General features: G+C 59.5%; 25 protein-coding genes and 1 pseudogene. 14 read left to right on the plus strand and 12 right to left on the minus strand.

The window, feature by feature from the left end; all coding sequences use genetic code 11:
• Positions 1 to 49: 49 nt before the first annotated feature.
• The 3 genes from SK1NUM_RS00905 to SK1NUM_RS00915 form a co-directional block, all read right to left on the minus strand.
• Positions 50 to 685 (minus strand): NAD(P)-dependent oxidoreductase, encoded by a 636-nt coding sequence (locus SK1NUM_RS00905; RefSeq protein ID WP_212324158.1) that lies wholly within the window; start codon positions 683 to 685, stop codon positions 50 to 52.
• A 52-nt stretch (positions 686 to 737) separates the two neighbouring features.
• The gene (locus SK1NUM_RS00910; RefSeq protein ID WP_212324160.1) at positions 738 to 1,253 is read right to left on the minus strand and encodes a TetR/AcrR family transcriptional regulator; all 516 of its coding nucleotides are present in this window, start codon (positions 1,251 to 1,253) and stop codon (positions 738 to 740) included.
• 538 nt (positions 1,254 to 1,791) lie between these two features.
• Positions 1,792 to 2,145 carry a DUF2218 domain-containing protein gene (locus tag SK1NUM_RS00915; RefSeq protein WP_212324162.1) on the minus strand — a complete coding sequence of 118 codons (354 nt, stop codon included), beginning with the start codon at positions 2,143 to 2,145 and terminating at the stop codon, positions 1,792 to 1,794.
• Positions 2,146 to 2,424: 279 nt separating this feature from the next.
• Between SK1NUM_RS00915 and SK1NUM_RS00920 the strand changes: the two genes are divergently transcribed.
• Both SK1NUM_RS00920 and SK1NUM_RS00925 read left to right on the plus strand, forming a co-directional pair.
• A complete protein-coding gene (locus SK1NUM_RS00920) occupies positions 2,425 to 2,760 on the plus strand; it encodes a hypothetical protein (protein WP_212324164.1) in 336 nt (111 codons plus the stop codon).
• 3 nt (positions 2,761 to 2,763) lie between these two features.
• On the plus strand, positions 2,764 to 3,534 hold the full coding sequence (locus SK1NUM_RS00925; protein ID WP_212324166.1) for a hypothetical protein: 771 nt from the start codon (positions 2,764 to 2,766) through the stop codon (positions 3,532 to 3,534).
• Here the strand turns inward: SK1NUM_RS00925 and SK1NUM_RS00930 are convergent.
• Together SK1NUM_RS00930 and SK1NUM_RS00935 are read right to left on the minus strand one after the other, a co-directional pair.
• Positions 3,522 to 3,788, minus strand: coding sequence for a transposase family protein (locus SK1NUM_RS00930; RefSeq protein ID WP_244980173.1), 267 nt, complete (start codon positions 3,786 to 3,788; stop codon positions 3,522 to 3,524). The genes SK1NUM_RS00925 and SK1NUM_RS00930 overlap by 13 nt on opposite strands.
• Positions 3,789 to 3,808: 20 nt before the next feature.
• Positions 3,809 to 4,138, minus strand: coding sequence for a transposase (locus tag SK1NUM_RS00935; RefSeq protein WP_244980174.1), 330 nt, complete (start codon positions 4,136 to 4,138; stop codon positions 3,809 to 3,811).
• A 268-nt stretch (positions 4,139 to 4,406) separates the two neighbouring features.
• Between SK1NUM_RS00935 and SK1NUM_RS00940 the strand changes: the two genes are divergently transcribed.
• Positions 4,407 to 5,039: a hypothetical protein gene (locus tag SK1NUM_RS00940; RefSeq protein WP_212324168.1), complete on the plus strand. Its 633-nt coding sequence runs from the start codon at positions 4,407 to 4,409 to the stop codon at positions 5,037 to 5,039.
• A gap of 98 nt (positions 5,040 to 5,137) precedes the next feature.
• Complete coding sequence (locus SK1NUM_RS00945; RefSeq protein ID WP_212324175.1) at positions 5,138 to 5,773, plus strand: transposase family protein; 636 nt, start codon at positions 5,138 to 5,140, stop codon at positions 5,771 to 5,773.
• Here SK1NUM_RS00945 and SK1NUM_RS00950 read toward each other — a convergent pair.
• From SK1NUM_RS00950 to SK1NUM_RS00965, 4 genes and pseudogenes are all read right to left on the minus strand, one after another.
• The gene (locus tag SK1NUM_RS00950) at positions 5,761 to 6,294 is read right to left on the minus strand and encodes a transposase family protein (RefSeq protein ID WP_223927697.1); all 534 of its coding nucleotides are present in this window, start codon (positions 6,292 to 6,294) and stop codon (positions 5,761 to 5,763) included. The two genes, SK1NUM_RS00945 and SK1NUM_RS00950, sit on opposite strands and share 13 nt — an antisense overlap.
• A gap of 200 nt (positions 6,295 to 6,494) precedes the next feature.
• Positions 6,495 to 7,085, minus strand: a complete 591-nt coding sequence (locus tag SK1NUM_RS00955) for an ISAs1 family transposase (RefSeq protein WP_212324177.1) — start codon at positions 7,083 to 7,085, stop codon at positions 6,495 to 6,497.
• 128 nt (positions 7,086 to 7,213) lie between these two features.
• A pseudogene (locus tag SK1NUM_RS15345) lies at positions 7,214 to 7,357 on the minus strand (hypothetical protein); the annotation flags it as partial.
• Positions 7,287 to 7,742: a helix-turn-helix domain-containing protein gene (locus SK1NUM_RS00965; protein WP_212324179.1), complete on the minus strand. Its 456-nt coding sequence runs from the start codon at positions 7,740 to 7,742 to the stop codon at positions 7,287 to 7,289. The gene SK1NUM_RS00965 and the pseudogene SK1NUM_RS15345, both read right to left, overlap by 71 nt.
• A gap of 154 nt (positions 7,743 to 7,896) precedes the next feature.
• On the opposite strand from SK1NUM_RS00965, the gene SK1NUM_RS15105 reads away from it, so the two are divergent.
• From SK1NUM_RS15105 to SK1NUM_RS00990, 6 genes are all read left to right on the plus strand, one after another.
• A complete protein-coding gene (locus SK1NUM_RS15105; protein ID WP_263407058.1) occupies positions 7,897 to 8,028 on the plus strand; it encodes a hypothetical protein in 132 nt (43 codons plus the stop codon).
• Positions 8,029 to 8,038: 10 nt separating this feature from the next.
• Positions 8,039 to 8,356: a hypothetical protein gene (locus SK1NUM_RS00970; protein ID WP_212324181.1), complete on the plus strand. Its 318-nt coding sequence runs from the start codon at positions 8,039 to 8,041 to the stop codon at positions 8,354 to 8,356.
• A 123-nt stretch (positions 8,357 to 8,479) separates the two neighbouring features.
• Positions 8,480 to 8,602 (plus strand): transposase, encoded by a 123-nt coding sequence (locus SK1NUM_RS15350; protein WP_212324190.1) that lies wholly within the window; start codon positions 8,480 to 8,482, stop codon positions 8,600 to 8,602.
• A gap of 1,291 nt (positions 8,603 to 9,893) precedes the next feature.
• Complete coding sequence (locus SK1NUM_RS00980) at positions 9,894 to 10,232, plus strand: hypothetical protein (RefSeq protein WP_212324193.1); 339 nt, start codon at positions 9,894 to 9,896, stop codon at positions 10,230 to 10,232.
• A gap of 31 nt (positions 10,233 to 10,263) precedes the next feature.
• On the plus strand, positions 10,264 to 10,962 hold the full coding sequence (locus SK1NUM_RS00985) for a hypothetical protein (protein WP_212324194.1): 699 nt from the start codon (positions 10,264 to 10,266) through the stop codon (positions 10,960 to 10,962).
• A gap of 295 nt (positions 10,963 to 11,257) precedes the next feature.
• On the plus strand, positions 11,258 to 12,220 hold the full coding sequence (locus tag SK1NUM_RS00990) for a bile acid:sodium symporter family protein (RefSeq protein WP_212324196.1): 963 nt from the start codon (positions 11,258 to 11,260) through the stop codon (positions 12,218 to 12,220).
• 50 nt (positions 12,221 to 12,270) lie between these two features.
• Here SK1NUM_RS00990 and SK1NUM_RS00995 read toward each other — a convergent pair whose 3' ends face one another.
• Entirely contained in the window at positions 12,271 to 12,879 is a 609-nt protein-coding gene (locus SK1NUM_RS00995; protein WP_223927699.1) for a DJ-1/PfpI family protein, read from the minus strand.
• 184 nt (positions 12,880 to 13,063) lie between these two features.
• Here SK1NUM_RS00995 and SK1NUM_RS01000 point away from each other — a divergent pair, with 184 nt between their 5' ends.
• Both SK1NUM_RS01000 and SK1NUM_RS01005 read left to right on the plus strand, forming a co-directional pair.
• Positions 13,064 to 14,032 carry a hypothetical protein gene (locus tag SK1NUM_RS01000; protein WP_212324204.1) on the plus strand — a complete coding sequence of 323 codons (969 nt, stop codon included), beginning with the start codon at positions 13,064 to 13,066 and terminating at the stop codon, positions 14,030 to 14,032.
• A complete protein-coding gene (locus SK1NUM_RS01005) occupies positions 14,010 to 14,828 on the plus strand; it encodes an HIRAN domain-containing protein (RefSeq protein WP_212324206.1) in 819 nt (272 codons plus the stop codon). The genes SK1NUM_RS01000 and SK1NUM_RS01005 overlap by 23 nt, the downstream gene beginning before the upstream one ends.
• Here SK1NUM_RS01005 and SK1NUM_RS01010 read toward each other — a convergent pair.
• Both SK1NUM_RS01010 and SK1NUM_RS01015 read right to left on the minus strand, forming a co-directional pair.
• On the minus strand, positions 14,825 to 15,445 hold the full coding sequence (locus tag SK1NUM_RS01010; protein WP_212324208.1) for a ribonuclease D: 621 nt from the start codon (positions 15,443 to 15,445) through the stop codon (positions 14,825 to 14,827). The two genes, SK1NUM_RS01005 and SK1NUM_RS01010, sit on opposite strands and share 4 nt — an antisense overlap.
• A 163-nt stretch (positions 15,446 to 15,608) precedes the next feature.
• Positions 15,609 to 15,965: a hypothetical protein gene (locus SK1NUM_RS01015; RefSeq protein ID WP_212324210.1), complete on the minus strand. Its 357-nt coding sequence runs from the start codon at positions 15,963 to 15,965 to the stop codon at positions 15,609 to 15,611.
• A 220-nt stretch (positions 15,966 to 16,185) separates the two neighbouring features.
• Between SK1NUM_RS01015 and SK1NUM_RS01020 the strand changes: the two genes are divergently transcribed.
• Positions 16,186 to 16,455, plus strand: a complete 270-nt coding sequence (locus tag SK1NUM_RS01020; RefSeq protein ID WP_212324212.1) for a type II toxin-antitoxin system Phd/YefM family antitoxin — start codon at positions 16,186 to 16,188, stop codon at positions 16,453 to 16,455.
• Complete coding sequence (locus SK1NUM_RS01025) at positions 16,452 to 16,709, plus strand: type II toxin-antitoxin system RelE family toxin (protein ID WP_212324214.1); 258 nt, start codon at positions 16,452 to 16,454, stop codon at positions 16,707 to 16,709. Before SK1NUM_RS01020 ends, SK1NUM_RS01025 begins: the two co-directional genes overlap by 4 nt.
• Positions 16,710 to 16,801: the final 92 nt, after the last annotated feature.

Here is a 16,801-nt window from a genome sequence, read left to right on the forward strand (position 1 = left end):
TAGGTGTTGTGGGTCTCGTCGAAGGAGCGCTGGGTTACCGACTTGGCCGTCAACGCCGGCCGGTGGGCGTGGTGATCAGCAGGCGCTTCCCGGTGGTGGCCGGGTCGGTCGCGACCTCCAGCAGTCCCGTGGCGGCGTTGTCCATCGGCAGCGTCGGCATGCCGGGCACCCGGCTCACCTCGTCTAGTGCTTTCACCGTCTGCGACGGCAGCGCCGGGGCGTCCTTGAGGTTGACGGGGTAGACGATGGTCCAGTTGAGTCCCGACTCCATCAGCAGCGCATCGGCCGCGGCTTTGTCGGCGAGGAAGCCGCGCAGCGCGGTGTTGTAGATGAGACGTGCGAAGCCAGAGGCCTTCGCCCGGGTCTCGCCCGCGCCGAACACCGACACCAGCACGACGCGCTTCACCTGCGCCCGGCGGGCGGCCTCGATGATGCCGGGCTGCAGCCTCTGCATGAAGGAGGTATCGCGGATGGAGCCCGTGATGGAGACCACCAGCACGTCCGCGCCCTGCGCTGCCGAGGCCAGCGTCTCGACGTCTTCGGCGCTGCCGACGACGACCTCAGTGCCCGCCGGGGCAGCTTCGGGACGCCGCACGTACGCGACGACCTCGTGGCCGGCGGCGACTGCCTGCCGTGCGAAGCGTGAGCCGACATTGCCGGCGGCACCCAGAACGACGATCTTCATGATGATTCCTATCTAATCGAGAAAGGTAAGGGAGGGCCTGCTGCTGTGTGGTTCAGGCCAGGTCCTGTCCGAGCAGGGCAACCAGGGCGGTGATGCACAGGTCGACCGCGTCGTCTCGGGGGGCTCCCTCGACGACGCGGCGGCCGGTGAACTCCACGAGCGCCAGCCAGCCGCCGGCTGCCAGTCGGTGACGGGGGGTGTCGTCGAGCTCCAGGACCTGCAGGATGCGCGTCGCCTGGAGCTCGTGGTTGGCCTCGACCAACTCCCGGGCGACGGGGTTGGCGGAAGCGGTGTACAGCTCTCGCACTCCGCCGCTGCTGGCGCTGAAGAAGTCGAGGTAGGCGTTGAGCGAGCGGTGAAGATTGTCGCGAGCGCTCAGCTTCGGATCCGGTTCGGTTGCGGCCAGGAGGCGTTCTGACTCGTGCCGCAGCACGGCGTCGAGGAGTGCCTGCTTGCCTGGGAAGTACCGGTAGATGAGGGCCCGGGTCACCCCTGCATCCTTCGCGATGGAGCTCATGGAGACCCCTGCTGCTCCATCGCGGCTCAGGTGGGTCGCAGCAACGCGCACGATCTGCTCTTGGCGATCTGCGGGCTCCATACGACTGCCACGACTGTTTGACACATGTATAACAATAGCGCCTGTTTTACATCTGTCAAACAGGGATTCATGGTGTCCCAGCCAACTGTCCAGCCAAAAGGACGGTGATGCTCGGCCCATAGAGTCCTTGAGTCGCCAGGCCATGACGGCGGAGGGTGTCTTTCAAGCGGCCGCTGAATGAGGGCTGCCAGGGCTGGCTTTCCCGTGCTCAAACGAGGAGCTGCCCGGCATTCCGGGCCAGCCGTTCAGCGCTCCGGTCATGGAGTCGCGGATTTCCCTGGGTTGTGTTGCGGTTGGTGGGTGGGCTCGAGGAGCGGAGTCGTGAGCCGGTGGGCCGCATCTGAGGATGCGGCCCACCGGAATTGAGAGAACCCACGGGAAGTGGTGAGGCGAATGGCGGCCAGGTGCTGTCATGGCAAGGCCTCGGTGGCGCACTTGCTATTCACGACGCCCACGGGCAGGGACGGCACCTGGGCGCGTGCTAGGCGCCGTCCCCTGGCGCGATCTCTCAGTCCTCGTCGGAGGGGCGCTGGGTGCTGCCGGGCTGGCCGTCGTCGCGAACCCAGCTGACGGTCAGCTCGTCCTTGGAGCCGAAACGCACCAGGTGCCTGCCGATGACGTCCTCTAGGCGCTCCAGGTGATCGTCGTTGGAGTGCAGCGTCAGGATCAGGAAACCGGGCTCGCTGGTGAGCTCAGCCGCGCCGGTGGTCTGGCCATCGCGGTTGAAGGTCAGGGAACCTGAGCCGGAGGCGTCGTCCCAGGTCGTGGTGATCTTGCGGCTCATGTGGCTGGCCAGCTGCTTGCCGTAGCGGGCTGGACGGTCGGTGGCGACGCGGGCGGTCGAGGTACGGGAGAATTCCATGCACCCATCCTTCCCGATGACCCTCGCGTTCCCAACTGGTTCTTAAAGTGCCGCCAGCGGACCTTGATCGATTCCCGCCCCCTCGGCGGTCTGCTCCAGCCTGTCGAGGGCTTTCAGGACCCGGTCGTGGTTCTTCGCTGACTTCACCCAGGACGGCAACCGCGACGACCACGAGGAGTTCCCGTTCGAGGGCGGGATTCTGATTTGGATTTCTCCCTCAGGAGGTCACGGGCACGGTAGAGTGATGGCAGCCGGGTACTCGACGGGGAGTGATGACAGATGGGTGATATTGAGTTCAGTCGTGAGGCTGTCGGTGTGAGCGCGAAGAAGGACTGGGTAGATGCGAATGAATTCGCGCGAATAAGTTCTTTCATATCATCTCTGATGACATTTAAGGTGGCTGAGAATCTACCGGTGGGTGACAACAGCGGTGTTGTTTCCCTGATTCTAGGTTTAGGGAATTTCAATAAAATGATGGGCTGGGTGGTGTCGGAGTACTCAGATGCCTGTGCTCTGCTGGGGTCTGGTCAAGAGGAAGCGATCTCAAATTATGATAAGACTGAGAGACAGAATGTTTCTAATTTTCGTGCGTTGGCCGCGAGAATGGAAGGCTGAACCATGTCAGGTGAAAGTGTGATGCCCCTGCCTCCGGATGTCCGGGAGCAGGTCGATGGATTGGCTTCGGACTATGAGATGGTTGCTAAATCGATCTCGCATACCCAGGTTGCTCAGAATCCGGTTGACGGGGTGCCGGGTTGGATCTGCGAAGCCGCGGATGCCTACACCAGCTCCATTCAGAAGCTTGGATCGCATACCCGGCAGCTTCCCGGAGTCTTTGCCTCCGCTGTGGGGGTGCTGAACGACTGGAGCGCCGCCGTTGGTGCGATGATCACGGTGATTGTCCCTGATCTATGGGACCGCTACGACCAAGCCGACCGGGATTATAAAAATGGTATCGCTGCTCTGCAGGAGCAGATCACTACCATCCGTCAGCAGGGTATGGAACCGCCTGAAGTAGAGATTATCGCGGAACGGGACCGACTCGCGGAGAATCTGCACTCCGCGCAAGAATCAATCCTAGCCGCGTATCGGCAAGCCATGGAGGGGTTGGACCAACATGCTCAGGATGCGGCCAACTCTCTCAAGAGCATTCAGGACTCTGTTGTGGAACCCTCCAAGCAGGGGACACGTAACAGTGTCGGAACCACCCTCTTCAACGACATACCCCTGCTCGATGGGCAAGCCGAATGGGAACATGCCCAAGAGATAGCCCCAGACATGGCAAATGCGATGCGCGACAAAGAACTTACCGAAGAGGAGCTGCGATCATTTAATGAGAAATACGGGGATTATCTCAGTAATCCATTGAGGCTTATTCATGGGGTGTAGGTGAATATGATTCCGAGGACGGCGTTGATGGTGGTAGTGAAGGTTGCGTAGGGGCGGCGGTAGTCGGTGTGAAGGATGCGCCAGGTTTTCAATTGCGCGATACTTCGTTCTATGAGGTAGCGGATAGTGTTGATTTTCTTGTTGAACTCCTTTTCACTGTCGTATAATTCATGACCGGCTGGTTTCTTGACCGGGGTAATCATCCCGGCACCGGTATAGCCTTTATCACCAATATGGATGGTCTGATTAATCATGTCGAGGAGTCGGGAGTCTTTTAGTGCTGTGAGGTCATAGGGTGCTTGTCTGGGAAGGGGTGCGAGACCCAGGCAAGCCTTCCTGTCAGGGTGCAGGCCACCTGGATGGTGACTCCGGTGGTGTGGTGTTTACCTGAGTACAGCTCTGGATGCCGCCGCCAGGACCAGCAGGGCAGGAGAGTACCGTCAATGATCAACTGCTGGGTCGGGTCAAGGTCCTCCACGGTAGGGATCTGGGCTTGAAGATTCTCGGCGATCAGTGGGACGTAGGCGTTGATAATCCTACTGACCGTGGGTTGAGAAATCTCAAAGATCTCCGCGAGGAGTTCTTGTGTGAGGTTATGGCGCAACGCTAAAAGTATGAGGCGGATACTGGTGAAGAGCCCGAGGGTTCGTGAGCCTGCAGCAGGTAGCTGGCCTTTGGTGTGGGTGTGGATGCCTGCGCACAAGTCGAGGACTTCACTGGTGTCGAGTTTTGTGCTAGCATTCCCTACGGACGGCTTGTTCTTGTGATGATTTGTTTTCACACCCAATTATCTCAAAAGAGCAAGCCGTCCCTTACGTCTTCTAACGCGTGTCAACAAACCCCATGAATAAGCCTCAGTCTACGCTAATGCATTGATGCAGAATTTGACGCCTGAAGAGATGGTTGAATTCTCTCTGCGTGTCAATGACTTTTCCGGGATTGATGGGGGAAGCCTTGCTCAACGTGTGATGGACGGTATCGGGACGGCATTGGTGCTGTCTACGGGTGGTATGAATATCAACTGCAACGGCGGAGAGACTCAGAAGAATTTCGATATCGTAAGTTCTGGTCTGCTCACCGATGACGGACGTACGCTCGATGCACTTCAAGCGCAGCGGATGGAAGAGCTCAAAGCCGCAGGGCGTACTACGTACGATGCTCATGAACTGGGTCTCAATTTAGGGCAGGGACAGATCGCCGGATACGACGTCATCAGCCAGCTCATGGGCTCCGCCGCCACACGTAACCCCAACCTGGCTCTTGGGCCTGCCTACTTTGACACCTCATCTGGGCGATCGGTGGCTCAGGACGTTGTGGCTTGGGATCACGAAACGGCTGAATACCGGCGACAGAACGGGTACAGGATGGGCCTGATTCTTGGTGCGCCAGGCCAGAGTGCTGATGGTGCCTCGCTCCGTGACCCGCTTCACTCCATGTACCTGCTGATGGACCGTCCTGACTCCCTCGACCCCATGAGGCTTAGTCAGAATCGGTGGCTGCAATAGTTAATTGACGTGTTGTGCGTGTCGGTATGCGCGAGGAAGGCTCAACTTCCTGAATAATTGATAGTACCAACACAGTCAATCGAAAGTTGAGCCTTCCCATGTACTCTAGCACAGGTCTTAGCAGCGAACAGATCACCGACCTTGTCGCACGCATCCATGACCTCCGCGAGGCACCAGCCTCCCGAGCAGGACGGAAACCCACACTAGGACTGTACAAGTGTGTTGTTGTGGCCTTGATCTATCTGCGATCCAACCGCACACAAGCATCGATTGCCGACCAGTTCCACGTCTCCCAGAAAACGATCTCTCGAACCATCGCATCCTGGATGCCCATCCTGGGACAGGCCCTGCAGGACTGCACCCCCACGGTCGACGACCTCGATGTCAGCGAACCACTCATCGTCGATGGCACCCTACTGCCGACCTGGTCATGGCGCACCATGCCAGAACTGTACTCCGGCAAACACAAAACCACCGGCGTCAACGTCCAGGTTGCATGCGACCTGACAGGACGGCTCGCCTTCATCTCCGACCCGATGCCCGGCCGCACCCATGACGCACACGCACTCAAAGAAACCGGCCTACTCGACCACATCACCACCGGGCAACTCATCGGCGACAAAGGATACATCGGACTCGGCATGATCACCCCCATCCGAACCCAACCGAAACAACAACACACAGAAGAAGAAAAAAGGTTCAACAAGTCAGTGAGGCTTATTCATAGACTGTAGGCGAAGATGAGTCCTGTGACGGCTTGTATTGTGGTTTCGAAGGTGTTGTAGGGGCGGCGGTAATCGGTGTGTAGAACACGCCAGGTTTTGACGTTCGCGATGACACGTTCGATGAGGTAGCGGACGCGGTTGATGGTCGTGTTGTTTCTTTTGTCGCTGTCGGTGAGTTCACCATGGGCGGGTTTCTTCGCGGGGGTGATCATCCCCAATCCGATGTAGCCTTTGTCTCCAATATGACTTTGACTGTCGAGGGCTGCGAGGAAGCCGGATTCCTTGATGGCCTTTGCATCATGCACACTACCCGGCAGGGGCGGGGAGATCCAGGCGAGCTGTCCGGCCAGGGTGCAGGCCACTTGCAGGTTCACCCCCGTCGTGTGGTGCTTGCCTGAGTACAGCTCGGGACGGTCGTGCCACGACCAGCAGGACACCAGAGTACCGTCGATGATGTACTGACGGTCCGGGTCGAGGTCCCCCACACTGGGCACCCAGTTCTGGAGCAGGGCCTCGGCAAAGTCTTTCATTCTTCGTGTTGGCTAGGGGATTTGTCGGGGTTGGGTGATGAGTTGGAGTGGTCGCAGAGGGTCTCTAGAGTGGTGTCTGAGGGCTGCGGCGATGCTGACAGCTCCGGCCAGGCGATGGAGGCTGATCGCGGTGTTGCGTAGCGTGGCCATCACGGCGGGGCCGTGCCCGGTGTGGAGCTGGTGACGGTCCTCGTCGAAGGTCACATCCCTGACCCAGTGCAGCCGGTTCTCGATACCCCAATGACTCTGGATGAGGTCAGCGAGGTCAGCGGGCTGGTCTGGCGGGCATCGAGGGAGGTGATCAGGTAAACCACCTCCACGGTCTTGCGGCCGTCGATGGTGCGAGTACGGCGCAACTGTGCGACCTGACGGGCACCCGGCCAGTCGATCCAGTCAGGGACCTGACAGACCTTGATCGTGCGCCTCACGCGCCGGCCATGACCGGTGGTCGTGCTGTGGTGGGCGGGGATGTTCTTCCAGGGCAAGGCCTTGAGCGCGGTCCGTAGGCGGGGCTGGTTGCCTTTCACCGTCAGCACGTAGTCATGACCCTGCCCGGTAAGGGTGCAGGCAGTGGAGCGCTGGGTGTGCAACGCATCAGCGGTGACAACGATCTTGCTGCGTGGCAGGGATTCCAGCAGAACCGGCAGGGCGGCGATCTCGCCGGTCTTCGCGGGGAGCTGGTGTTGTGCGGCCACGATCCCGCCGCGGGTGACAGCGGCCAGCAGATGCGGCGCGGCCATGTCACGAGTTTTCGCTCCACGCAAGGTTTTACCGTCGACCGCCACCACCATGCGACCCTTCCATCGGGTGGCGTCACGGGCCAGCAGCCACGCCCCGGGCGCAGCAGCCCCGACGTGGCCAGGAGATCGCGGCCAACATCAGCGGCCCACTCGGCGATCGCGACCAGGCTGCTCGCACCGGCACACACCGCCGCTGTAGCGATGGCAAGAACCCCGGCCAGGTCGTGGCGGCGACCACGACGTCCCCGAGGGTCAGCGATGGTGGCGAACACACCCAGCAGCCACTGGCCGCAGACAGGCACGGTGAGGGATGATGAGCACACGCGTGGGGCCTCGTGATTTCTCGGTGATGACAAGGTGTGTAGGAACCCTCATCATCCCAGAATCCACAGGCCCCACGCCCCCATCACACCTAGCCACACCCCAGACACCACGACTTTGCCGAGGCCCTGAGTTCTGGAGGGCTTCGGCGATCAGGGGAGTGTAGACCGCCACCACTCGTGAGATGGTGGCTTGGGAGACTGTGTGGATGTCGGCCAGCAACTCCTGGGTGAGATTGTGCCGCAATATCAACACAGTGACCTGGATACAGCGGAACAAGCCCAGGACACGGGACCCTGCCGGGGGAAGGTTTCCGGAACGGGATGTGTGGATCAGTTCGCACAGGTTGAGGATCTGGTCACGGTCAAGGCTTGTGGTAGTATTCACGGCGGCGGCTTGTCTTTCATCTGAGGGTTTTCTTTCTGCATTTTGAATTATCTCAGATCGGGCAAGCCGCCCTCACATCCCCCTCGGGTAAAGTGTTAGCTGGGGAAAGCCAAAACACCCCTATGAATAAGCCTCAGTAAACGCGATACGCTACATGATCGAACGAGTCATCGCCAACCTCAAAACCTGGAGAATTCTCCACACCGACTACCGCAGACCCTTCACAACATTCCCAGAAACAATCACCACAGTAGCCGCACTCGAATTCTACAGAAACACATTCTGACTAAGCCTCCATGACTGGCGACCAGACGCTGGTTTCCGCTGACCTTAAACGGACCAAAGCCATCCAGGACTTCCTATCCGGCGCCACCCCCTTCGAGGTTGATGTCAATCGTGATGGGGTGATCGACGACTCCGATATCGACCAGAAAAATGGCAGGGACGACGGCCCTCTCAACATGACTCGCTACCTGACCGGCTGGCGTCAGGGAAACGTTCCTGGTGATGACTACTTTGGTTTTCAAGACGGAGGAGAGAGTTTTGGAAAGGTCGTAGCACAGACCACCATGGAACCGCCCGTGGAGTGCCCGGCGTTTCGTGGACAGTGGTGAAAAACCTGAGTTTATTCGAACATGTGAGGTAAAATCTGTACTGAAGCTTATTCACAGCTACGGGCAACCAGGCTCTGACGAGGGATTTCACCGCCCCTCAGCTACCCATGAATAAACCTCACTATGCCGGCTTCGAAATTTAGTAAAGAGTTTAAAGAACAAATCATCGCGGAGGTTCTTGAGGGGTCTCGGCCGATAGCGGAAGTGGCGAAGTCCTACAATCTGGAGCCGGCGAACTGTGGGTAACTGGGTGAGAATATGGCGGAAGCAGCATCCCGACCCAGGTATGGTAGAAGCCTCGTCGGATCAGGTGGCGGAGAACAAGCGCTTGCAGGCCGAGGCTGGGTGAAGCGAAGACGGAGGGTTCGAGTTCAGAGATAAAGCGGCGGCCTTCATGCGTGCAGGAGACTCCGGGTAGCAGCGAAGAATGTGTTTATATACCTCCGCGAGGAAGGCAGCTATCTGGTGTATCTGATGTGCCGCTGGGCCAGAGTGTCTCGTTCTGGCTACCACGAGGTGGCGGAGCCAGGGTGTATCGGAGACGCAGAAACACCAGGGGGGAAGTCACTAGTGTGATTACAGGTCTTCTTCCATGAGTCTGAGCAAACCTACAGGTGTGTCGACGTATCCACGCTGCTCTGGTTGAGCGGGGGGTCCACGCAAGCTCCGATCTGGTGCGTCAGCTCATGCACCGGGCTGGCCTAGTTGGCCTACCCGGTCCCGCAAAGCGGGCCTGCACCAACTATCCCAGCTCAGGGGCCTTCACCACCGCCCGGATCTGGTCAAGCAGGACTGTCGCCGCCAACAAACCAGGGGTAGAAACGAGGTGGGCGAGGTCAGTCTTCATCCCCACCTGGGAAGGGTTCGCTTATCTAGCGACCGTGATGGATTGCTACCCGAGATGAAGATCATCGGTTATGCGATCGCCGGGAATATGCGCACCCGGCTTGTTGACGAGGCTTTACACATGGCGGTCAGGAATCAACCCCCTATCGTGGGTGAGACTGTCTTTCATTCCGGTGCGTGGTTCACACTTGCATCTCGGCTGAATTGCGCGGACGTCATGAACACATATGGTATCCGCGCCTCGATCGGGTGGAACTGGTGTTGTGTTACGACAATGCCGCAGCAGAATCATTCAACACCCTGAAGTTTATTCACAGCTACGGGCAACCAGGCTCTGACGAGGGGGTTCACCACCCCTCAGCTACCCATGAATAAATCTCCCTCCTGCAAGAAGGAGATAGTGAACCGGAAAATTCTACCCCGACACGAAAACACGCAGCCGGGGATGTTGCAGCCTGGATCGAGCAACTGCTGCAATCACAAAACGACTCCACTCGACGCTAGGGTACCAAACCCCCAACCACGTCCACCAAGAATAGATGTCAACACCAGAAAGCAGCCTGAGAATCCCATTTTTCAGCAGTGTCCACAAAACCCACAGCACTCCACTCCAGATCACTTCCTGTCTACCAACAACAATGAGGGTTTCAACGCCAATCTTGTGGAAGGGCATACGCTCGCTGAACGGTATATGCGAACCGCGACTTATGAGGCGCTCTCGAGGAGTGGATATTTCCCTCTTGAAGGGGAGAACTCGCCTGTCGAATTCTGTGATAGAATTGATAGTAGTCAAAATTTTCTCAAAAATGGCAAGATTATTGATTATTCTCAAATGACTCCAGAGCAGAGGAGTGGTTTTGAAGGATATATTACCAGCCTGGATAAGATCAATAGTGAGACTTACGGCGCTAATCAAAAGACTCTTCCGTATGTAGGTGGTCAGCTTAATGATGCCGCCGATGAGCGGCGAGAAGCCCAGGAAAGAGTCAATTCGTACTCCGGGGCCTGGGAAGAACCTAAGGTGAAGTGAGGTAATGGGCTTTTCTAAAGGCTGTGGACTTATGATTATTGACGGCTCCTCATGTAAGCAGAAGGGTTGGTTTTTCTTGCTGCTTTCTCTCGTGCTTTTGATTGTGCAGGCTGGCTGCGCCTCAGTTCCTGGCAGCCGGCAAAGCGAGTCGGGCTGGCGGTCGATTGCTGATCAGGATTATGCGGATGTTTTTATTGTTGATCCTCCTGTAGGGTGGGTGATGTTGCCGCAGGCGGAGGTTCATTCGGCTCTTATTTATCAGCTGGTTCCGGAGGGGTCGGATGGGTCTGCTGGCTTGCGGGTGAATGTTCAATATCATCGGCCTTCTATGTCGGCGGATGATTTGTTGTTGGGTGCTGATGATCCTGCGCGGGATGGTATTGCTAAGTTTCGTGATCGTTCGGTTAAGGATGCTGCCAAGTTTGACACGATTAGTGATGTGAGGGTGATTTCTGATCTGAACATTGGTGGCGTGTCGGCTGTTGGGTATTCTTATTTGTCGAATCGGGAGTTTGAATCGAATACTCCTGTTCAGATCTGGTTATTGTGGCGGCACGATGGAATGTGGGAATTCGCCTTTTATGGTTCTGGTGATGTTGTGTCGATTCCTCAGGGGTTGGTTGATGCTTTGAGGGATGCGAGGTGGACCTGTGGCCAGCCGACTTCTGGGCCTGAGAGTTGCTGTGTTGCCGCTCCAGAACAGTCCCCAGACCCTCGGAACTGCAAATGAGCATATTGTTTCCTAGAGAAACACAACCAGTCTGGCGACAACCGGACCGGTGAACTGGAACGGGGCTGGCCCAGAGGTCCTGATTACAGCTTGATGCACAGGCAGCATAACCCCGGACTCGGCCCGACCGCACCGTCGCTGGAGCTGTGGTTGCTGGGCTGCCTGGAGGTCAAGGCCCCATCGCCGACTGTCTGTGCGACGGGCTGAGTCACCGTACGGCTGGCAAAAGTATGACGGCCACGGCGTTTTGTCGCTGTCCGTCGGTGTGCCTGGCATGCAAAGATGAGCGGGAACTATGACATCTAAGCAGCTCAACCGCCGGTTGTCGGCCTTCATGCCCTTCGTCGTCCCGTCCGCGATCCTCATCGGAGTGATGTTTCCCGGCGGTATCAGTGGGCTGCTGCCCGCCATCCCGGCGGTCTTCTTCGTCATCGTCTTCGCCGGGTCCGCGACGCTGCGCGCCAAGAGCATCATGGACACGCTGCGGCACCCGCTGCCGCTATTCCTGATCCTGGGCATCCTCCACATCGTGATGCCCGCCCTGGCCTGGGCGGTGGCCCACGTCGGCTTTCCCGGGAAACCGGATATCGCGGCGGGCATCGTCCTGGAGTTCCTGGTGCCGACGGCGAGCGCGGGCTTCGCGTGGATAGCGATCTGCGCAGGCGACCTGACCCTCGGGCTCGTCGCTGTCTTCGTGGACGCGGTGCTGGCGCCCCTGCTCATCCCACTTGGCGTCGATGTCCTAATGGGGGCGCACGTCACCGTCGACTCCACCGAGTTGATGCGCAGCATGGTCATGATGATCCTGATTCCCGCGCTGCTGGCCGTCGGTTTCAACGAGGCGACGCGGGGGAAGGTGAGCGGCCGGATCATCCCCGTGCTGCAGATCACCGTGAAGGTGGGCATCGTCCTGGTGATCCTCGCCTCGGCCACCCGCATCGCCCCGATCGTGCGCACACTCGACCCGGCCCTCATCGTGATCACTGTCGTCATGTTCGTGATCTCCCTCGTCGGCTACGTGCTCGGGTGGGTCGCGGCGCACATGGCTGGCCGGGAGCGGGCGACGACGGTGGCGATGATCTATGGGTCGGGGATGCGCAACATCAACGCCGGCGCGGTGATCGCTGCAGCGTTCTTCCCGGAGGCGACGATGTTCCCCGTCATCATCTCCACCCTCTTCCAGCAGGTCACAGCGGCGCTGTTCGCCCTGGTGATCCGCAAATACCTGCCGGAGAGCCCAGAGCCCGACGACGGGTGAGCTGGGTATCAGCCTGGTGCGTCGCGCCATATCCACGACGCGCGACCAAGTCAGGCAAGGCCGTTGTCGGCGGCGAATGGGTCCCATCCGGAGTCGCGGTGTACGTCGAGCTCGATCTCCTGGGCCGCTGTGGCCGCAGCCTCAGGGCCAGACAGGTGAGCGATCAGTGCAGCAGCCATATCCATTCCGGCTGCCACTCCCGATGAGGTCCATCGGGTCCGGTCCTCCACCCAGCGGGCCTGTGGCATCCAGGTGACGTTGCTGCCGTGTCCAGCCGCCCATCTGAAGGCTCGCTTGTTCGAGGTGGCGCGGTAGCCGTCCAGTAGTCCGGCTGCTGCCAGGACAGCCGATCCTGTGCAGACCGCTGTCACCAGGTTCGCCGCGCCAGCCCAGCGGCGGAGCCAGGACAGGAAGCCCGCGTCATGCACCAAGGCGCGCGTACCCCGCCCGCCCGGCACCATCACCACATCTGGGGGTGATGCCTCGGCGTATTCGCTCGGTGTGATCACCTGGGTGCCCTGACTGCTGGCTACGGGACCGGTCGCTGGTCCTATGAGTGAGACCTCGTACTCTTGGGGAAGCCTGCTGAACAACTCGACGGGACCGAAGACGTCGAGCAGCTCGAAGCCCTCGAACAACACCACATCAATGCGCCGCACCTGGCCATGGTAATCAGGGACCGGGTTTATGAAGATCAGTGAAGCCGGGATGGCGGCGGCTAGATGTACTGATCGGGGAGGGGCGAGTGGCCACCTGGTGAAACTGTTTGTAAATAGCGATGTGGAAGCTCTCGGGTCGCATATGCTCCATGGCATTACGGCTGGCATCACGCTGAGGAAATGAATGTCGAGGAACGAAGACGTTTGGGATCGCATAGACGTATCCGACTGGCAGACAGCGCAGGCCGAGTCTGCTGGGACGAATGAACCGACCTGGCTTGTGCACCCCGAAACCGGGAACTTCTGGCTACACAAGAGCATTCATGTTCCGAGGAATAAGCTGCCACAGGGCGAGGACTGGGCCGAGGTAATCGCGACACAGGTCGCGCTGCTGCTGGGCGTTCCCTGCGCGGAGACACGCTTGTGTGTCCGCAGTGGTGTACGTGGCTCACTGTCGCTCTCCGTGACTCCAGACGGCTTTGACCTCAACGATGGTGGGGCTGTCCTGGAGGCTACAGGGGTGCCAGGTTATTTCCGGCACACCGCCGAGCGAAAGGCCTGTGATCCCGCACGTCCTGGTGTGCGGCGTCCTGGGCACACTTTGGTGAACATCCGGCATGTTCTTCAGGACGTCAAACCACCGGAAGGCTTTCAGGGACCGGACGACTGTATGGGTTTTGATGTCTTCGCCGGGTTCATGATCCTTGACGCGCTGGTCGCAAATCAGGACCGGCATGAGGAGAACTGGGCTGTGCTGAGGGCACGTGTTAAAGATGTTCCTGATCGTCTTGCGCCGTCCTTCGACCATGGAGGATCCCTTGGCTATAACCTGACCGATGATAAGCGGTGCTTGCTGCTTGATAGCGATGCTGCTTTGGCGGTATGGGCTGCCAAGGGTGCCGCACAGCGGTTCGAGCATGTGCGTCCAGCCAAGTCTTTGGTTGAGCATGCGGTCGAGGCAGCTGAGCTGGCTGCGCCTAGGGCCATAAGATGGTGGGGTTGCCAGCTGGAGATGCTGGACCTGACTCCATTGCATGACGTGCTTCGTGGTGGGCAGGTGCCAGAAATGTCAGAGATGGCAGCTACGTTCGTCAGTCGACTACTCGAACGCAACCTAGGAAGGCTCAGAGATGCGATCTGCAGCAGTTCTTGACCGGGTCGAGGCGGCGGCCTCTGGGCAGGATACCGACGACCTGTTGGTGCTGTGGCAGCGCCCGTCCACCCGCGAGATCGTGCCGATCGGCCGGTTCTCGCGCACGGCTAACGGCTATTCGTTCGTCTACACACGGGCTGCCGCTGAGAAGCGTGACTTCCGTCCCCTGCTCGGTCTGCCTGATCTACATCAGCGGTATGACAGCCAGCAGATTCCCGCTGTTTTCAGTCAGCGGGTCATGTCCCCTAGCCGCTCAGACTACGGAAAATATCTGGCGATGCTCGGCTTGTCTGAGCAGGAGCAGGTGACCCCCTGGGAACAGATCGTCCACTCCGGTGGGCGCCGCGTCGGGGACACTCTCCAGTTCATGCGGGTCCCCGTTGTGAGGGACGGACGGGCCATCGCGTGCTTCCTGGCGAACGGTGTGCGACACATTCCCGGGGACGTGTTGCGGCTGCCTGGGCGAAAAGTTCGCGTCACCCGGGAGCAGCAGGAGGCCGCGTTGGAAAAGTTGCGTGCCGGTGACCTGGTGCTCCTAGAGCCAGAGCAGGGGAATCCTGAGGATGATCACGCGATCCTGGTGACCTCCGGGGGGGTGCCCCTGGGGTGGGTACCCCGGGTTCTGTCCTCCAGCTTGCGGGCGCTGGTCGAAGGCGGTACATGTCACGCGACAGTACGTCGGATCGGTCGGTCGGATACGCCGTACCATTTGCGTCTCGTCTTGGACCTTGACGTGCAAGTCTCTGATGATTTCGCCTTCGACCCCGAGGGACGCTGGGTGCCGCTGGTCGGCTAATAGACGAGGGGGTTGGGGAAACCCGCTACTTCTAGGTGTGCGTCTACCGGCAGGTAGGCGCACACTGCCTCGAACTCGGTTTCCAACCCGCGCAGCCGCAACTGTTCAGCTTCCAGGCGAGCCAACCGCAGGAGGCTGGAGACATCGGCTGCTGCGTATTCAAGTTGCTCGGGAGATAGCTCGTCAGTTGCCCAGTCACTGACACGCACCGACCCCTTGTCTAGCTGTATCTCGAAATGCCTAGCCAGCAGTGACTTCAGGCTGTGCTCGGACGATGGTAGCTGGGGATCAAGCAGTTTGGAACCAGTTTTTGTGCAGAACACTGGAGATGTCCGCGCGCCCCAGGTCGCTTCGAGGAAACGCAGGTCGAACGGCGCATGGTGGAAGACCTTCGTCAGCTGGCTGTTTTCCAGCAGGTCCACAAGGTTTTGTGGGCGAGCTTCCGACCTCCGGATCAGGACTGGGCCAGTAGCCGGCGTGAAAAGCTGGCAGAGCTCCAGGGTGTCGCGCCGCCAGTCAAGCCCCGACGTCTCGGTGTCGACCGCGACGCTGCTGCCGCTGCGGATCTCATCCGCCAGTTCCTGCGGGAGGTCGCCGGTTATGACGTGCATGGGCATCGTTCCAGGATAGACGGGGTGTGGTGCGTGGCAGTCACCGTGGCTCATCCCGGTGTCGTATCTCGGAGGTTTGTAGCCTGGGTGAACTGATACTCAAATAACTATCCAGCATCACGGCGGGGAAACCCGCTGGGAGCTCGTACCTGCGGGGGATCCGCTGTCGCTATCTCGTGATGAGATCCCAGAGAGTGAGACCGATCACGACCAGGCAGCCGACGGTGCCGAATGGCAGATACCAGAGCCCGAGCGCGGCGACCACGATGAGCGCGATGCCGCCCGCGAACGATCCCGTGAGGTAGTAGGCGAACGCGCCCAGCAGCGCGATGCCGTAGCCGACGAACACCATTGCCACGCCAGGCGTGTGAGGGTCGATGCCGAGTCGCTTGAGCAGCCCCGCCCACGGGCCAAGTTCCCCACCGGGCGCGATATACCCGGCACCCGAGAGGTCCCGCACGCCGTCGAAGATCATGTAGCCTGCGACGACCACAACCAGGACACCGATGATGATCGTCCGCGCCACTGTCCAGCCTCCCTACTCTTGGTCTCACTCCTGGGCAGCCAGTTATCAGTTCAACATTACTGTAGACAGCCCGGGCCTACGGGGTTAAGTAACATGATCAGACGGCTCTGGCCGGTGTCGTGAGTGAGGCGAGCGGCGCGATGAGTGGTCGCGGCGACCGCATCCGGAGACGTGTCGTGGACCTGGGTCCCAAGGTATGGAATAGCTACACTTGTGGCCAATGAGTATGGAGCAGGCCATGCCTCTCAGGGAGGTCAAGAATCGTCTTTCTGAGGTGGTGGACCGGGTGGCGGGGCAGCATGACCGGGTGGTGATCACCCGGCATGGACGACCTGCGGCGGTGGTGCTCAGTCCCGATGATCTGGCCTCTCTTGAGGAGACCCTTGACGTCATGGGGTGTCCCAGGCTGCTGGCGGATATCCGGGAGAGCCTGGCTGCCGAGGGCGAGGTCATGTCGAAGGAGGAAATCCTGGCGGCTCTCGGTCGATGACCACCCCGCGCGAGATCGCATGGCGTCCGGCGGCTAGACGAGCCCTCGGGAGGCTGCCGGAGAAAGTGGCGACGGCTGCCATCGAATTCGTCTATGGCCCACTCGCCGATAATCCATATCGGGTTGGCAAGCCGCTTCGTTTTGAGCTGGAGGGGCTTCACAGTGCGCGCCGCGGCAACTACCGAGTCATCTATCGCAGTGCCGAACGCATCGAGATTATCGCCGTCGAGCACCGGGCCGACGCCTACCGATAGAAACCATAGAGTGCTATGGTTTATGCATGCTGTGGAGTGCCCGGCGTTTCGTGGACAGTGGTGAAAAACCTGAGTTTATTCGAACATGTGAG

The sequence above is a fragment of the Arachnia rubra genome (assembly GCF_019973735.1).
Taxonomy (GTDB): Bacteria; Actinomycetota; Actinomycetes; order Propionibacteriales; family Propionibacteriaceae; genus Arachnia; species Arachnia rubra.

Excerpts from the sequence above, each read along its gene's own strand:
- SK1NUM_RS00905 (WP_212324158.1), bottom strand. The coding sequence starts at position 685 with ATGAAGATCGTCGTTCTGGGTGCCGCCGGCAATGTCGGCTCACGCTTC.
- SK1NUM_RS00915 (WP_212324162.1), bottom strand. The coding sequence starts at position 2,145 with ATGGAATTCTCCCGTACCTCGACCGCCCGCGTCGCCACCGACCGTCCA.
- SK1NUM_RS00920 (WP_212324164.1), top strand. The coding sequence starts at position 2,425 with ATGGGTGATATTGAGTTCAGTCGTGAGGCTGTCGGTGTGAGCGCGAAG.
- SK1NUM_RS00925 (WP_212324166.1), top strand. The coding sequence starts at position 2,764 with ATGTCAGGTGAAAGTGTGATGCCCCTGCCTCCGGATGTCCGGGAGCAG.
- SK1NUM_RS00930 (WP_244980173.1), bottom strand. The coding sequence starts at position 3,788 with ATGATTAATCAGACCATCCATATTGGTGATAAAGGCTATACCGGTGCC.
- SK1NUM_RS00945 (WP_212324175.1), top strand. The coding sequence starts at position 5,138 with ATGTACTCTAGCACAGGTCTTAGCAGCGAACAGATCACCGACCTTGTC.
- SK1NUM_RS00950 (WP_223927697.1), bottom strand. The coding sequence starts at position 6,294 with ATGAAAGACTTTGCCGAGGCCCTGCTCCAGAACTGGGTGCCCAGTGTG.
- SK1NUM_RS00955 (WP_212324177.1), bottom strand. The coding sequence starts at position 7,085 with ATGGTGGTGGCGGTCGACGGTAAAACCTTGCGTGGAGCGAAAACTCGT.
- SK1NUM_RS15105 (WP_263407058.1), top strand. The coding sequence starts at position 7,897 with ATGATCGAACGAGTCATCGCCAACCTCAAAACCTGGAGAATTCTCCAC.
- SK1NUM_RS00970 (WP_212324181.1), top strand. The coding sequence starts at position 8,039 with ATGACTGGCGACCAGACGCTGGTTTCCGCTGACCTTAAACGGACCAAA.
- SK1NUM_RS15350 (WP_212324190.1), top strand. The coding sequence starts at position 8,480 with ATGCCGGCTTCGAAATTTAGTAAAGAGTTTAAAGAACAAATCATCGCG.
- SK1NUM_RS00980 (WP_212324193.1), top strand. The coding sequence starts at position 9,894 with ATGCGAACCGCGACTTATGAGGCGCTCTCGAGGAGTGGATATTTCCCT.
- SK1NUM_RS00985 (WP_212324194.1), top strand. The coding sequence starts at position 10,264 with ATGATTATTGACGGCTCCTCATGTAAGCAGAAGGGTTGGTTTTTCTTG.
- SK1NUM_RS00990 (WP_212324196.1), top strand. The coding sequence starts at position 11,258 with ATGACATCTAAGCAGCTCAACCGCCGGTTGTCGGCCTTCATGCCCTTC.
- SK1NUM_RS01000 (WP_212324204.1), top strand. The coding sequence starts at position 13,064 with ATGTCGAGGAACGAAGACGTTTGGGATCGCATAGACGTATCCGACTGG.
- SK1NUM_RS01005 (WP_212324206.1), top strand. The coding sequence starts at position 14,010 with ATGCGATCTGCAGCAGTTCTTGACCGGGTCGAGGCGGCGGCCTCTGGG.
- SK1NUM_RS01010 (WP_212324208.1), bottom strand. The coding sequence starts at position 15,445 with ATGCCCATGCACGTCATAACCGGCGACCTCCCGCAGGAACTGGCGGAT.
- SK1NUM_RS01020 (WP_212324212.1), top strand. The coding sequence starts at position 16,186 with ATGAGTATGGAGCAGGCCATGCCTCTCAGGGAGGTCAAGAATCGTCTT.
- SK1NUM_RS01025 (WP_212324214.1), top strand. The coding sequence starts at position 16,452 with ATGACCACCCCGCGCGAGATCGCATGGCGTCCGGCGGCTAGACGAGCC.